Origin of the sequence: Salinigranum rubrum (assembly GCF_002906575.1) — an archaeon.
GTDB lineage: Archaea > Halobacteriota > Halobacteria > Halobacteriales > Haloferacaceae > Salinigranum > Salinigranum rubrum.
Window position 1 is genome coordinate 1,368,849 of record NZ_CP026309.1, and the last position, 15,256, is coordinate 1,384,104.

Annotated in this window: 9 protein-coding genes and 3 pseudogenes; 3 read left to right on the forward strand and 9 right to left on the reverse strand. The window is 69.3% G+C overall.

What is annotated here, in order from left to right; genetic code table 11:
- Positions 1–4: 4 nt before the first annotated feature.
- The gene (locus C2R22_RS06750; protein ID WP_103425080.1) at positions 5–1,396 is read right to left on the reverse strand and encodes an APC family permease; all 1,392 of its coding nucleotides are present in this window, start codon (positions 1,394–1,396) and stop codon (positions 5–7) included.
- A gap of 184 nt (positions 1,397–1,580) precedes the next feature.
- Here C2R22_RS06750 and C2R22_RS06755 point away from each other — a divergent pair.
- Positions 1,581–3,124: pseudogene (locus C2R22_RS06755) on the forward strand (TrkH family potassium uptake protein).
- A 99-nt stretch (positions 3,125–3,223) separates the two neighbouring features.
- On the opposite strand, the gene C2R22_RS06760 reads toward C2R22_RS06755, so the two are convergent.
- The 4 genes and pseudogenes from C2R22_RS06760 to C2R22_RS06775 all read right to left on the reverse strand — a co-directional run bounded on the left by C2R22_RS06760 (position 3,224) and on the right by C2R22_RS06775 (position 8,859).
- On the reverse strand, positions 3,224–3,664 hold the full coding sequence (locus C2R22_RS06760; protein ID WP_103425081.1) for a hypothetical protein: 441 nt from the start codon (positions 3,662–3,664) through the stop codon (positions 3,224–3,226).
- 226 nt (positions 3,665–3,890) lie between these two features.
- Complete coding sequence (locus C2R22_RS06765) at positions 3,891–6,305, reverse strand: PKD domain-containing protein (RefSeq protein WP_162562407.1); 2,415 nt, start codon at positions 6,303–6,305, stop codon at positions 3,891–3,893.
- A 228-nt stretch (positions 6,306–6,533) separates the two neighbouring features.
- Positions 6,534–8,137: pseudogene (locus C2R22_RS06770) on the reverse strand (TrkH family potassium uptake protein).
- Positions 8,138–8,232: 95 nt separating this feature from the next.
- On the reverse strand, positions 8,233–8,859 hold the full coding sequence (locus tag C2R22_RS06775) for a helix-turn-helix domain-containing protein (RefSeq protein WP_162562408.1): 627 nt from the start codon (positions 8,857–8,859) through the stop codon (positions 8,233–8,235).
- Positions 8,860–9,248: 389 nt separating this feature from the next.
- On the opposite strand from C2R22_RS06775, the gene C2R22_RS06780 reads away from it, so the two are divergent.
- Complete coding sequence (locus C2R22_RS06780) at positions 9,249–10,565, forward strand: globin-coupled sensor protein (RefSeq protein ID WP_245902996.1); 1,317 nt, start codon at positions 9,249–9,251, stop codon at positions 10,563–10,565.
- A gap of 68 nt (positions 10,566–10,633) precedes the next feature.
- Here C2R22_RS06780 and trkA read toward each other — a convergent pair.
- Both trkA and C2R22_RS06790 read right to left on the reverse strand, forming a co-directional pair.
- Positions 10,634–11,970 (reverse strand): annotated as a pseudogene (gene trkA / locus C2R22_RS06785) (Trk system potassium transporter TrkA).
- Between the two features lie 120 nt (positions 11,971–12,090).
- A complete protein-coding gene (locus C2R22_RS06790) occupies positions 12,091–12,624 on the reverse strand; it encodes a type II toxin-antitoxin system RatA family toxin (RefSeq protein ID WP_103425085.1) in 534 nt (177 codons plus the stop codon).
- 504 nt (positions 12,625–13,128) lie between these two features.
- Between C2R22_RS06790 and C2R22_RS06795 the strand changes: the two genes are divergently transcribed.
- Positions 13,129–13,917 carry an FAD-binding protein gene (locus tag C2R22_RS06795; RefSeq protein WP_103425086.1) on the forward strand — a complete coding sequence of 263 codons (789 nt, stop codon included), beginning with the start codon at positions 13,129–13,131 and terminating at the stop codon, positions 13,915–13,917.
- A gap of 29 nt (positions 13,918–13,946) precedes the next feature.
- On the opposite strand, the gene C2R22_RS06800 is transcribed toward C2R22_RS06795, so the two are convergent.
- Together C2R22_RS06800 and C2R22_RS24945 are read right to left on the reverse strand one after the other, a co-directional pair.
- Positions 13,947–14,660: an outer membrane protein assembly factor BamB family protein gene (locus C2R22_RS06800; protein WP_162562409.1), complete on the reverse strand. Its 714-nt coding sequence runs from the start codon at positions 14,658–14,660 to the stop codon at positions 13,947–13,949.
- Positions 14,657–15,151 (reverse strand): hypothetical protein, encoded by a 495-nt coding sequence (locus C2R22_RS24945; protein WP_162562410.1) that lies wholly within the window; start codon positions 15,149–15,151, stop codon positions 14,657–14,659. Before C2R22_RS24945 ends, C2R22_RS06800 begins: the two co-directional genes overlap by 4 nt.
- Positions 15,152–15,256: the final 105 nt, after the last annotated feature.

Consider the following 15,256-nt stretch of genomic DNA (forward strand, 5'->3'; position numbering starts at 1 on the left):
GGGTTCAGTCGTCGCCCTCCTCGGCGGAGGCGATGGGTTCGGGTGCCTGTATCTCGGCCGCCTCGGCCTCGTCGCGCGGGCGCTCGCGGCGCCGCGACCAGACCAGGTAGACGACGCCACCGAACGCCAGCCACCCGAGCGCGAGCGCCCAGGTGAACGGGTCGATAAAGAGGCCGAGGAGGAGGTTACAGACGATGCCGAGAATCGGCGTCACGGGGTAGAACGGGACCTCGAACGGCCGCTGGAGGTCCGGTTGCTGGCTCCGGAGGCGGATGAGCGCGAGGTTCACGACGACGAAGCCCAGCAGTGAGAAGAGGCTGGCCAGGTTGCCGACGACCCGAATGGGAACGACGACGACGGCGACGAGCATCAACACCGCGCTCGCGGCGATGGCGGCGAGCGGCGTGCCGTACCGGTGGTGAAAGCGGCCGAGTCGCGCCGGCAACTGCCCCTCGCGCCCCATCGCGAACGCCACGCGCGAGGAGCCGATGACGACGGCGTTGAGGGCCGAAATCGTCGAGAAGACGGCGCCGAAGGCGATGAGCGACGCGCCGGTCCCGATGACGGGGAACCGGGGCATGAAGCCCTCGGCCGCCTGCGCGATGGCGGTCTCGCCCGCACCGCCCAGCGCCTCCGCGCCGAGGGTGCCGATGGCGACGAACACGACGAGGAGGTAGACGATGACCGTCACCACGACCGAGAGGATGATGGCCCGCGGGATGTTCACGCGGGGGTTCTCCACCTCTTCGGTCACGGTGGCGATGAGGTCGTAGCCCTGGAACGCGATGAACGTCAGCCCCATCGCCGGCAGGACCGAGAGCGCGCCCTTCGAGAACAGCGGCCGGAACTCACCCGTTCGCGCTGCCGTGAGGCCGAACGCGACGAACACGCCGAGGATGGCGATCTTGACGAGGGTGATGACCGTCTCGCCCTTGCCGGAGGCCTCCGTCGAGAGGGCGTTCAGCGTCACCAGCGCGGCGACGGCGAAGAGCGCGTAGCCGACGGCCGGACCCGGCAGTTCGATGCCGTAGAGGTGGCCCCACTCGATGAAGTTCGACGCGAACCCGAGCGCGTACAGCGACCCGGCGATCATGTAGGTGAACCACCGCGTCCACCCCATGACGAACGAGACGGGCGCCGAGAACACCTCGCGGACGTAGGCGTACCCGCCGCCGTTCCGCGGGATGGCGGCGGCGAGTTCCGCGTACGAGAGCGCCGTGAACGTCGTCACGCCGCCGTTGAGGGCGAACGCGACGATGGCCGCCGGTCCCGAGATGTCCACCGCCAGTCCCGTGAGGACGAAGATGCCCGCGCCGATCATCGCGCCGATACCGACCATCGTCGCGTCGAGTAAGCTCAGGCTGGCCGTCGGTTCCCGCCGTCCAGAGTGGCTCACGGTGTGTCCCCCGTGGCGACGTCCGATCGTCGGACCGAAGCGCCCATGTAGGTCGTACCTCTCAATGTACCACGATAAATGTCTGGTCGGGATATCTCGTGGACGAGCGCGACTAGCCAGCGCCGACTGCGTCCAGCGGCGTGTGGACGCAGATGACTGCGACCGCTCCCGCGGGACGACGCGAATGAACGCCGAGTTCGACCCGCCCGTCGACTATCGGACGAGCCTCGGCTTCGTCGGGTCGGTGATCAAGTACATGGCGATCGCGCCGCTGCTGCCGCTCGCCGTCGCCGTCTACTACGGCGAGAGCCCGCTGCCGTTCGTCGTGGCGATCGGCGTGATGGCGGTCGTCGGCGGAGGGCTCGAACGGCTCCGAACCGACCCCGACCTCGGTCACCGCGAGGCGTTCTTACTGGTGAGTCTGACGTGGCTCGCCGTTCCGCTCGTGGGAACCATCCCGTATCTCGTCGCCGGACAGGGGACCGTCGCCGACCCGGTGAACGCGCTGTTCGAGTCGATGTCGGGCTTTACGACCACCGGGGCGACCGTCCTCGGCGAGATATCCTTCGAGCAACACTCGCGGTCGATTCTGCTGTGGCGACAGCTGACCCAGTGGCTCGGCGGGATGGGTATCATCGTCCTCATGGTCGCCATCCTCCCCGAACTCTCGGTCGGCGGCGCACAGGTCGTCGACCAGGAAGCCCCCGGGCTCTCTATCGAGAAGTTGACGCCGCGAATTCGCGACACCGCACGGATCCTCTGGCGCATCTACATCGGGTTCACCGTCGCCGCGATGGTCGTGTACTACGGGCTCCACCTCGCGGGGTGGCGCCGAACATGGGCGCGTACAACGCCGTCGCGCACGCGCTCACGACCATGCCGACCGGCGGGTTCTCTCCTGAAGCACGGAGCGTCGAAGCCTTCTCGCCGGCGGTTCAGTGGGCGATCACGTTCTTCATGGTCGTCGCCGGAACGAACTTCGCGCTCTTCTGGTACGTCCTCGACGGCGAACCGACGCGACTGACGAACAACGCCGAGTTCCGCACCTACCTGTTCGCGATGGGGGTCGTCGGCGCGCTGCTCGCCGCCCTCCTCTTTACCGGCGTCGGACTCGACGCCGTTCCGTCCGGTCTCGACCCCATCCCGGGTGACCTCGAACACGCGCTTCGCCAGGCGGCGTTCCAGACCGCCGCCGTCGTCACCACGACGGGGTACGCCAGCATGGACTTCAACACGTGGGACCAGTCGGCGCAGGTCGTTCTGCTGTTGGCGATGTTCCTCGGCGGGTCGGCCGGATCGGCCGCCGGGTCGGTGAAGATCATCCGCTGGTATCTCATCCAGAAGGCGGCCGTCCGCGAACTGTTCACCTCGGTCCACCCCGAGGCGGTTCGTCCGGTCCGCCTCGCGGACGAGGTCATCGACGAGTCGACGATTCGCGGGCTGTTCGTCTTCACCATGACCTTCCTCGCCATCTTCGCCGTCTCGACGGTTCTCATCTACCTCGACAGCCTGCGAGTCGGGCTCGAACTGACGGGTATCGAGGCCGTCAGCGCCGCCATCGCGACGCTCGGAAACATCGGTCCCGGCGTCGGCGTCGTCGGACCGATGAACAACTTCCTGCCGTTCTCGGACGCGACGAAGCTGTACATGGTCCTCCTGATGTGGATCGGTCGCCTGGAGATACTGTCGGTCCTCATCATCTTCACGCCGGCGTACTGGCGGCGCTGACTGACACCCCGCGACCGGACCCGGTTCGCACTCCCGGGCGGTGACTGTGACCGAGTCGGTGACACGAGGAGAGCGCGGTCGGCTTCGAGGCGCTCGCTCTCACTCGGTCGGAAGCGAGGCGTCGTGGTCCTCGTCCGTCAGCCGGGTGCGCGCCCACACGGCGAAGGCGGCGGCACCGAGGCCGTCGACGACGAGGTCGATGACCGTGTCGGTGGCGTAGTACGCCAGCGTCCACTCGACGTAGAAGTCCTTGAAGAGGTACTCGTACACCTCGAAGCCGGCGCCGATGGCGACGACGACGAGCGGGAGGACGACGACCTGCCGGGCGTCGAGGGGAACGAACCGGACGAGTGCGAGCCAGGCGGCGACGCCGAAGCCCGACAGCGAGTGGGTCAGGATGTCCCACCACCAGATGGCGGTGTACACCTCGTGGGCGAGGCCGCCGAAGTGCAGCGCACAGACGACGAGCGAGTACGCGACGAGCGCGACCGTAACGATGCCGAGAGAGGGCGAATCAGTGGTTGCGTATCGTGACGACATGGAGGGGGACCGTCCGGCGTGAGTCGGGGAGAGGAGGCCGCTGGACGTTATTCGTGACGACGAGACGTCACGTTAAATCCTTTGTGAACTCGTCCAGTCCACCGCGGTACGGCGTGCCCGTTGTACCAGCGGCGCCCTGGTCGGTGGACCGCCCCGCGAGACGCCCGCGGCGCGAGCGCGCGGAGCGTGACGGCCGGTTCGACTGCGGTCGCTCGCCGTCGACCGGTCAGCGCCGGCCGTGCAGTCGACGCACGAGAGATGCGACGACGACAAGCGCCGCCAGCACGGTCACCGGCGTGAACCCGGGGAACCGCGTGGACGTCGTCGGCCGGGGCGTGGTCGACGGTTCGGTTTCCGTCGCCGCCGACTCGGCCTCCGCGGACGACTCCGTCGTCGTCTCGTTCCCGGTGGTCGACCGTTCGGCGGTCGGCGTCGGCGTCGCAGCCGGTGTCTCCGTCTCAGTCGGCGGCGTCGTCGCAGTCGGTGTCTCCGTCTCAGTCGGCGTCGCAGTCGGTGTCTCCGTCTCAGTCGGCGGCGTCGTCGCAGTCGGTGTCTCCGTCTCGGTCGGCGTCGTCGCGGACGCGTCCGACGGGGCGACCGCGAACACGGAGAAGCCCGGTACGTCGCCGGACTCGAACCGCCCGTCGCCGCGGTAGACGGTCTCGTACGACACCCACTCCCCGTCGTGGTACCGGTAGAGTCTGACGTCGTTCGGGTCGGCGTCCGCCGCGTCGAGTCGCGACTGCGAGACGCGGAAGCGGAAGTCGACCTCCCGGATGTCCTCGTCCGCGAGTCCCTCGGCCTCGACGCGGAGGTACGCGAACGTCCCGGTGAGTTCCGGCGCGTCGTCCGTCGTCGCCTCCGACGCGGCGACCCGGAGGGACGCCCGCTCGTCGCCCCGGACGAGCATCAGTTCCTGCCCCGTCACGGTGACACCGCTGGCCGACACCCCGTCGCCGAAGTCGACCTCGTACCGGTGGTTCGCGCGCAGTTCCGACAGGCCGACGACCGCGTCACCGTCGCGCATCTGGGGGGTGGAGACGGAACCGTCGGCGTCGGTGCCCCCGTCCGTGACGTCGGTGACGCTCTCGCCGTCGTTTCCGCCCTCGTCCGCCTCGTCACCCGTCGCGACGGACGCCAGCGTCTCGTCGGTGAGCGAGGCGCGTCGGCTGTCGTTCGCGGTGTCCACGCCGTAGCGCGGCGTGCCCGCTCCGAACGCGTCGACGGGGACCGTGAAGTTCACCCGCGTCGTCGTCCCGGGGTCGAGGGTGAGCGACTCGTTCTCGAACGCGTCGTCCTCCAGCCTTCCGTCACCGTCCCGGTCGAGTCTGAGGTCGGCAGTCTGCGTCCCCGCTGTCGAGCCGTGGTTCGTGACCCGGGCAGTGACCCGGACGGCCTCGGGCTTGGACGCCGCAGCCGACGCCGACAGCGCCGCCACCGAGAAGTTCGCCGGCGAACCGGCCGTGCCGAACTGCGCGTCGTACCGCCGTTCGATCGTCAGCCGGCTGTCGCGGCTAAGGACGGCGTAGTCCACCCCGTACGCCGCACGCGACAGTTCCTCGCGGGTGCGGACCGCATCCGGTCGCAGGCCCGCGAACGGCTGGCGGTCGTACAGTTCCTCGACCTGTCCGGCCGTCTCCGTGCTCAACTCGGTCGCGTTCAGGCCGTACTTCGCCTGCGCGATGTCGTCGCGCGTGTACGGGGCGTCCCCGTCCTCCCCGAACTGCGCGTCGTACGCCGACTGCACGCCGACGGTCTCGGAGCGGTTCAGCCCGTCGAACGACTGGGCGTGCCGCTCCCGTGAGAGTTCCTCGCGGGTCCGCAACTCGTCGGGCGCGGTCGCGGTGGGGTACGGCTGACGGAGGTACAGTTCCTCGATTTCCCGCGCCGACTCGGTGCTGAGGGTATCGAAGTCGTAGCCGTACGTCGCCTGGGCGACCTCGTCGCGCGTGTACGTCGGGGCGTCGGCGGGCGTCACGGTGACGCCGACCGTATCGGTCGCGCTCGCACCACCGGGGTCAGTGGCCGTCACCTCGAAGGTGAGGCGGACGGGTGAGTCGACGGACGGTGCGGTGAACGACGCGGTGTCCGTGTCGGCTCCGACGAGCGCGACGCTCGCACCGCCGACCTGTCGCCAGGTGTACGAGAGCGTGTCGCCGTTCGGGTCGGTCGACCCGCCCGCGTCGAGTTCGACGCTCGCCGCCGCCTCGACGCGCCTGTCGCTCCCGGCGTCGGCCGTCGGCGGGTCGTTCGTCGGGACCACGGTGATGGTGACGGTGGCGGTGTCGCTCCCTCCGTCACCGTCTCGTGCAGTCACCTCGAACGTCAGCGTGGTCTTCGATTCGACCGTGGGAGCGGTGACGTTCGGCGACGTCGCGTAGCGGTTCGAGAGGGTGACCGGCGGTCCGCCGGCCTGTGTCCAGGTGTGCGTGACGACGTCGCCGTCGGGGTCCGTCGACCCGCTCGCGTCGAGTCGAACCGTCGTCCCCTCGTCGACGGTCCGGTCGTCGCCGGCGTCGGCCGTCGGCGGACTGTTCGCCGAGTCGGTCGCTGCCGTCGAGGGCGGCACCACACCGAGACCGGCCCCGACTGTCGCGATGATGACCGCGATGACGACCACAGCCGTGACAGTTCGTGTCATTTTCTCCTTCGAGATATATTCAGTTATACGGACTAATTGCTAAGTGGCAGTTTACCGTCGAGCATCGCGGTTAATCGCCGTTTTATCGGGCCGAACGACCGTCGGGCCGGGCCGATAGTCGAAGAGACGGGTCCGCCGACCGCCGACGAGAGGAACCCCACCACCGGCACGCGAGACGACGCGACGGCGTCGTCTCGGCGGAGACGGACGTCGCCGCGAACGGGCCGCTCACCGCTGCCAGTACTCGGGGGTAAAGAGGACGAGCACCGGGATGACCTCCAGCCGACCGGCCCACATCAGGAGGGTCATGAACACCTTGCTCGAATCGGAAAAGGCGAGGTACGACCCCATCGGGCCGACCGTCCCGAAGCCCGGACCGACGTTGCCGAGGGTTGCGGCGACGGCGCTCATCGCTTCGAGGACCGAGAGCGACTGGCCGATGCGGGCCGCATCGAGGACGAGCAGGACCGTCGCCACGAAGAACATGACGAGGTAGAGGAGCGTGAACGCGTAGATGCCGCGGATGGCGCGCTCGTCGATTGTGCGGCCGCCGAGCCGAACGGGACGGACCGCGTCGGGGTGTGCCGTGGTGAACAGTTCCCGGCGGAGCGACTTCAGGACGACGTACCACCGGATGACCTTGATGCTCCCGCCCGTCGAACCGGCGGAGCCGCCGATGAACATCGCGAACAGCAGGAGGTACTGCGCGGGCGCCGACCAGGCGTTGAAGTCCATGCTGGCGTATCCGGTCGTCGTGACGATAGAGACTGCCTGAAACGCCGCGTGCCGGAGCGCCGGTTCGACCTGCCCGACGATGAGCCCGGTAAACGTCTCCAGGTACCCCGCGTCGTACGTCTCGCCCGGCGGGACGCTCGTGACGAAGCCCGCCCCGGTGAAGAGGAGGCCGGCACCGATGGCCGTGATGACCGCCAGCGCGCCGACGTAGAAGCGGAACTCCGCGTCGCGAACGAGTCGCCTCGGGTCGCCGGTGAGCGCGTGCCAGAAGAGCGCGAAGTTCGTCCCCGCCGCGACCATGAACGGGATGATGACCCACTGAGCGGCCGCCGAGAACGCCTCGATGCTGCGGGCCTCCGGCGAGAACCCACCGGTCGGCATGGTCGTGAGCGCGTGCGCGACGGCGTTGTACGCGCCCATGTTCGGCGCCAACCCGCCGACGTGCAGTCCGTAGAGGAGCGCCATCTCGAGGACGGTGAAGCCGAGGTACGCCCCCAGAGCGCCCGCGCCGTCTCGGCGATACGCGGCGTGAGCTTCTCGATACCGGGCCCCGGCGCTTCCGCGTCCATCAACTGCGCGCCGCCGACCGAGAGTTCGGGGAGGATGGCGACCGCGAGGACGACGATTCCCATTCCGCCGAGCCACTGGGTCAGCTGTCGCCACAGCATGATGCCGCGGGTGTGGGTCCCGAACGAGATGTCGCCGAGGACGGTCGCCCCGGTGGTCGTAAAGCCCGACATCGACTCGAACAACGCGTTCGCGGGGTTACCGAGCGTCGACGTCGGGTGGACCGGGGCCGCGACCGGGGGGAGGCCGTGCGCCTCGACGAAGTACGGGACGGCCCCGACGACGGTGACGGCGAGCCACGTCACTCCGACCATCAGGAACCCCTCGCGGGCGAGGAGGTCCGGGTCCGGTTCGAGCCGTTCGAGGCTCACGCCGAGAGCGACGGTCACGACCATGGTCACGACGAACGGGAGGACCGTCTCGCCGTACGCGAGCGCGGTCGCCAGCGGGATGAGAAGCGGAACCGCGAGGTACTTCAGCACCGTGCCGACGAGGCTGAGGCTCGCCCGGTAGTCGACGCGGAGCTTCACCGTCGCTCACCCTCTCTCCGATGCACACCCGGACGTGTACGGAGTGGTCCTTTACGTTACCGAAACGTCCCACGGCGGGTCTTTCGCGTCGACTCCTATGCTGGGAAGAACTCGTCGAGGACCGCCCGCTCTGCGGCGCGGAGCGTCTCGGCGAACGCGGAGGGTGAGACGCCGAGCGTCCCCGCGACGGCCTCGGCCGTGGTCCGTCGCGGGTACTCGAAGTACCCCAGTCGGTGGGCGGCCTCGATGACCTCACGCTGGCGGTCGGTGAGGCGCGCCCGGTCGACGACCCTCGTGTCGCTCTCCGCCTCGCTGCCCCCGCTGGCGACGAGCCGTCGGAGTTCCACGTCGAAGTCCCCCTGGAGCGCCTCCACCGCCTGCCGAACCGTCGCCCGGTCGGGCGCGTGAAAGGAGACGACGAGTCGGCCGTCGACCGCGCGGACGCTGGTCGTGGGACACCCCGCCGCCTCGATTCGCTCGCAGGGACACCCGGTCCCACACGGCCGGGAGGTGCGGTACACCACTTCCTCGCTCGTCTCGAACACCGGCGTTCCGACCGCGCCCGTCGTCTCCCGGGGGACCCGATACTCGTCGAGTCGTTCCCCGCCGACCACCGCCTGCGAGACGTCGCCGATTTCTCCGTCGACGGTCACGGATGCCTCGGCGACTGGACAGTGTGATCGACACGAGATGGCGAGTTCGACACGGAGACTGTCTGACATACCGGTGAGAACCCGTCTCGACGACATCAGGGTTGCCCGCCCCGTATCACGGTTGATACTGGATATATAAAGCCCCGTGGTGGTGCGGGCGGGCGGTGAACCGGGGCGAGAGTAACTGATACCCATCGAAGGGGTCCTCGGTCGACCCTACGGAACTCTACCGTGTCACACAGCACTTTCACATCGGCGGGACGGACAGACGTCGCAGACACAGACAGGCGGGGTGTCACCGACACCGACAGACGAGGGCTGGACGGGCAGGCGCTGGCGGCCGAAATCGGCATCGACGGCGCGGAACTGGACCGACGGAAGGCGTTTTTGGGACTGGGCGAACGCGACGCCGAACGGCTCGCGGGGATGACCGACGTCGTCGACGACGCCGCCCCGAACTGGTCGACGCGTTCTACGACCGGCTACACAGCGACCGCGAGGCGTCGGCCGTCCTCGACCGGTCGTCGCTCCCGCTCGAGGCGCTGCAGCGGTCCCAGGAGACGTACCTCCGCGGCCTCGTCGCCGGGACGTACGACCTCGACTACGTGGCCCGTCGGGCGAGAGTGGGCAAGGTCCACGACATGCTCGGTCTCGGTCCGGACCTGTACCTCGGCGCGTACGGCGTCTACTACGAGGGACTCGTCCGCGCCATCGGCGACGACGCGGTCGCCCGACACGGCGACGGCGAAGACGAGGACGCGGTCGACGCCGCCGTCGACGAGGTGGTCGAGCGCGTCACCTCCCTGTCGAAGGTCATCTCGTTCGACCAGGCCGTCGCGATGGAGACGTACATCGAGTCGTACGCCTCGCGGTTAGAGCGTGCCCTGGAACGACACGAACGGCTCGCGAGCGACGTCGAACGCGACGTCGAAGCCCCCGTCGAGTCGCTTCAGGAGACCGCCGAGCGCGTCGCCGAGCGCTCCGGGAGGATCGACGAGCACGCGACCGCGCTCACCGAGCGCGCGGGGACGGTCACGGCGGAGGTCTCGAACCTGAGTGCGACGGTCGAGGAGATCGCCGCGACGGCCGACGAGGTCGAGACGAAGAGCGCGGAGGCCGAGCGACTCGCGGAGCGTGGACACGATTCCGCCGCCGCCGCGGCGCGAGCGATGGCCGACGTGAACACGGCGTCGGCCGAGGTCGCCGCCGACGTGGAGGCGCTCGAAACCCGCGTCGACCACATCGACGACATCGTCGAGGTCATCGACTCCATCGCGGACCAGACGAACATCCTCGCGCTCAACGCGAGCATCGAGGCCGCCCGCGCCGGCGAGGCGGGCGACGGGTTCGCCGTCGTCGCCGACGAGGTGAAGTCCCTCGCCGGGGACGCCCAGGCGCAGGCGCGGCAGATAGAGACGACCGTCGCGGAGATTCAGGCCGACACGGCCGAGACGGCGTCGAGCCTCGACCACGTCACGGAACGCGTGGCGGCGGGAATCGAGCAGGTCGACGACGCACAGTCGGACCTCGCGGACATCGCGGAGGCGGTCCGCGAGACCGCAGAGGGGATCAGGAGCGTCGCCGCGGCGACCGACGAACAGGCGTCGAGTACCGAGTCGGTCGCGAGCATGGCCGACGACGTCGCCGAGACGGCGGCGGAGGTTTCGACCGGCGTCGGCGACATCGCCACGGCGACCGACGAGCAGGCGACGATGATCGAGGACGTCCGCGCGGCGACCGCGCGGCTCACGGCGTCGGACGACGATTCGGCGTAGCCCACGAGCCCACAGGAAAAGCGTCGCCAGCAGGACGGCGCGGTGGGTGACTGAGGACGCCCGTTACGTTACAGCAGTTTCGACACTTCGTCGCTGACGGCCGTGTCGACGAAGACGACGACGTGGTCGCCGTGCTGGATGCGCGTGTTCCCCCGGGGGACGATGAACTCGCGGTCGCGGGTGATCGCGCCGATGACGACGCCCTCCGGCAGCGACCCGACGGACTCCCGGATCGGCTTGTCGACGAGGACGCTGTCGGCGTCGACCTCGATTTCGAGCACCTCGGCCTTGTCCGACTCGATGAGCGCGACGTTCTCGGCGCCGCCCTCGCGGGTGAACCGGGTGATCTCCTCGGCGACGACCTCGCGGGGGAGACGCCGACGTCGATGCCGACGGCCTCGAACAGTTCGACGTAGGCCGTGGTGTCGATGACGGCCACGGTGCGCTCGACGCCCAGTCGCTGGGCCAGGAGGGAGACGAGGAGGTTCTTCTCGTCGGAGTCGAGCGTGGCGATGAGCATGTCCGCGTCGCCGATGTGCTCGCGTTCGAGGAAGTCGAGGTTCGTCGCGTCCGACTCCATCACCACCGTGGCCGGGAGGTCCTCGGCGAGTTCGCGCGCGCGGTCGGCGTCCTGTTCGATGAGTCGGGGACTGAACCCCCGCTCTTCGAGGAGGCGCGAGACGTGGAACCCGATCTCCGAACCGCCGACGATGACGACCTCTTCGGCCGTCCCCGGCGACTCCTCGGGCGCGACCGTCGCGGCGAACTCCTGGACGGATTTCGGGGAGCCGATGACGACGACGCGGTCGCCCGCCTTGATGATCGTCTCGCCGCGGGGGATATCGACGTTCCCGTTTCTGAGGATGGCCGCGAAGGTGAGCGCGTCGAAGCGGTCCGCCTCCGCGACGGTCTCCTCGACGAGGGGGCTGCCCTCGCTGACCTCGAACTCGGCCATCTGGACGCGCCCGCCCGCGAAGGGGTCGACGTCGCGCGCCGCGGGGAGGCCGACCACGCGGACGATGGCCTCGGCGGTGAGCAGGTTCGTACACACCATGAAGTCGATGCCGAACGCCTTCTCCGACCGGCGCCACGTCCAGAGGTACTCGGTGTTCTTCACGCGGGCGATGGTGAACGCGTCGGAGATGGCCTTCACCGTCGAGCAGGCGACGATGTTGGTCTCGTCGTTGTCGGTCGAGGCGATGACCATGTCGGCGTCGTCGATGCCGGCCTCTTCGAGCGTCGACACCGCGGTCCCGTCGCCCTTGATCGCCAGCACGTCCAGCGAGTAGTTCAGCTCCTCGACACGGCCCGGATCGCACTCGATCACGACGACCTCGTGAGTGCTGTCGAGGTCAGCCGCGATGGACGAACCGACCTGTCCGGCTCCGATGATGACTACGCGCACCGTCTGCCACCCATGTCCCGTTCTTCCGAACGGGCTGTGTATCAGTATTTCTGTTCGGCTCTCCCGACCGGATTCGAGCCGTCTGCTCGTCCGAGCGCGGCACTCGATGCCGTCCCGCTCTCAGGAGGGCCGCCGCTCGACCACGAGTTCGACCGGTCTGTGACGGCCCTCGATGTCGGCGACGATGCGCTCGACCACCTTCTGGGCCTCCTTCACCAGCACGGGCTTGATCTTGTCGACGACGAAGTCGAACGAGACGAACCGCGGGAGGTCCACGGTTCCGTCCCGGGCGGTCTGGGGGTCGAACGACACGTCGAGCGTCACCCGACAGGCCGTCTCGGCGTCCGCCGGGGCGTCGTCGGGCAGTTCGTCGAGTTCTTCGACCTGCCAGTCGCCGTGGGCGTCGAGGTCCTTCACGATGCGCCAGTCGATGCGCCACGGCGGGTCGACGTCGGTCACCTCCGACCTGAGGGTGTAGGTGAGCTTCCACCACGCGAAGCGCATGTCGTAGCGGGTTCCCGCGCCGCCGTCGCCGCGCTGGTGAACGTTCTTGAGGTACTCGGAGTACTTCGGGTAGCGCGAGAAGTCGGCGAGGAAATCGTACACCTCGTCAGGCGGGAGGTAGACCACGGTGCTGACGACGATCTGGTCCACGTTCGTCGGTGGGTGGCGGAGCACAAAACCCTGTGGGCCTCGGTTCGTCGGTTGGTGTGGATGTATGGCAGGGAGCGATGTGTGACTCGACTGGGACGTAGGGGTTGCGGCGAGCGAACCCGACAGCACGGAAACCGCGCGGCCGCCAGGGCGCTGAAGCCACTCCCTCCCCAGCCGATTGCGGTACTCGCTCGCGTTCGCTCGCCCCGTTCCTCATCCACCGGAGCGACAGCGTTTCCGAGCCGAACGAACGGCTCGAAGCGGCTCTGCCGCTTCGGTGGGACGCTCGCGCACGGATGCGCGAGCACCCGGCTGGGGAGGACTGAGGCTGCGGTTCACCGCGCCCGTGTACCGCGCGCCACCCTGCTCGCGCCGACCTGGCTGACGACACGCACACCGACCTCGCTGACGAGACTCCGAGAGCCGCGTCCAACCGCTCACCGTCTCACGGGTACCGCCGATCACGGGCGACACACAAATCACCCACCCCCGTCAAGCAGTCGCATGAACGCTTCCGACTCGGACTCCGGCGCCCGGGACGTCCTCGTCGTCGGCGGCGGCGTCGCCGGCCTCACCGCGGCGACGTTCACCGCCCGCGCCGGTCTCGACACGCTCGTGCTGAACGGCGGCGAGTCCATCCTCCGCAGAAACGCCCACCTGGAGAACGTCCCCGGCTGCCCCGCCGGGGTCAACCCGAGGCTGTTCGCCGGCCTCCTCGAAGAGCAGGCCGCGCGGAACGGCGTCGCCGTCGCGCCGGGAAGAGTCGTCCGCGTCGACCCCCGCGACTCGGGGTTCGTGGTGACGACCGCCGCGGGCGACGCGTACGAGGCACGGTACGTCGTCGCCGCCTCGTGGAGCGACGCCTCGTACCTCCCCGACGACGTCTCCTGTCGAACTGCCGGCTCGAAGACGTACGTCGACGAGGACGGCGTCGGTCGGATCTCGGTCGCCGGCCTCTACGCCGCCGGCCGGCTGAGCGAGCAGTACCACCAGGCGGTCGTCGCCGCGGGCCACGGGGCGGCGGTGGGAATCACGCTCCTCCACGACTCCGGAACCCCGTTCTACAACGACTGGGTCACGCCCGACGGCTACTTCACCGAGCGAGGCAGGGAGGTACCGCCGGGGTGTGAGGAGATAGACGCCGCCGAGCAGGCGCGGCGGCAGGCCGAGTCGCGGGAACTGATGCGCGACCGCTTCGCCAACCCCCACCCCCAGACCCAGCGGACCCACCCCTCGCTCGTCGACGACGAACGGGGGAGAGTCGACGAGTCGTGGGAGGTCGGAGACGACTGAGATCCCGCAGGAGCGTTCAACTGAGCGATTCACGCCAGCGCGACGACGCGCCCGGAATCGGTGCCGACGTAGACTCGACCCCCGGCCGCCGCGAGTCGCTCAGCCCTCCCCTCGACCTCCCACTGCCACAACCCCTCGCCGGTGTCGACGTCGAGCGCCCGCACCACCTCGTTCCGCGCCAGTTCCGCCGGCGACCCCGCGACGAGGACGACGTCGCCGGCGACGACCGGTTCGCGGACGTACTGGTCGAACTCCCGTCTCCACTTGACCGCGCCGTCGGCGACGTCGCATGCGAGAACTGTCGAGGGCTCCTCGCCCGCCGAGACGACGACCGTTCCCCCGGGCGTCACCGCGAGCGCGCGTCCGGTCCCCGGGACGCGCTGCCGCCAGGCGGGCGTTCCGTCCCGCTCGAAGGCCCACAGGGTCGTTGTCCCCTCGTCGAAGGACGGTTCGCGGTCGGCGACGACGAGTCTGTCTCCGGCGACGGCGGGCCACGAGCAGAACACCGGCCCCCGCCCTTCCCACGCCACGCGTGGTGTGGGGTCTACGACTCGGTTCACGCTCGACCGCCGTTCGTACGCGTACAGCGGCCCGGGACTGCCGACGTACAGCCGCCCGTGTGCGACGGCGGGATACACCCAGCCGAGGCCGCCGGGCGAGCGCGTCCAGCGGTGTGCACCCTCGTCCCTCCCGAACCCCGCGAGCCCGCCGTGGTAGCCCAGAACGAGCGCCGAATCCGTCACCTGCAGCCCGTATCCCCTGACGGGGTCGCCGAGTTCGTCCGCGACGGCTCGTGACCACTGGCGTCCCCCTCGACGTCGAACGCCCGAAGCCGTTCGCTGTCGACCGTGTAGAGCGCCTCCGCCGAGCGGCACGCGAGCCGTCGGCTGGCCGGGACCATCGACTGGTCGTCCCCCGCGGTCGTCCAGCGACGGGTGCCGGTGGCGGCGTCGAGTGCGACCGTCTCGGTGGGACGGGTCGCGTAGACGGTCTCGCCGACGACGAGGACGTCGTCGACCGGTCCCCGATCCGTGGCGCGCCACGCGACGCTGGGCGACTCACGGGTCGGGGTCGCCTCGGGTGCACACGCGGTGTTCGTCGGTCCGCGTCGGGTTGTCGGCCACTCGCCGGCCGCGGGGTCCTGGGCGCTGAACGCCGGAGAGGAGAGACAGCCGGCGAGGGTAGTGAGACCGGCGAGGCCACCGGCCCGAAGGAGCGTGCGGCGAGAGGGCATCGGGTCGAGAGAGCGGACCCGTCGGCATGTGCCTTGTCCTCCCTTTGTCTCTCCTCACCCCCGACTGACCGGACGGCTTTTACTTTCCACGGGTGCATTCGGAGG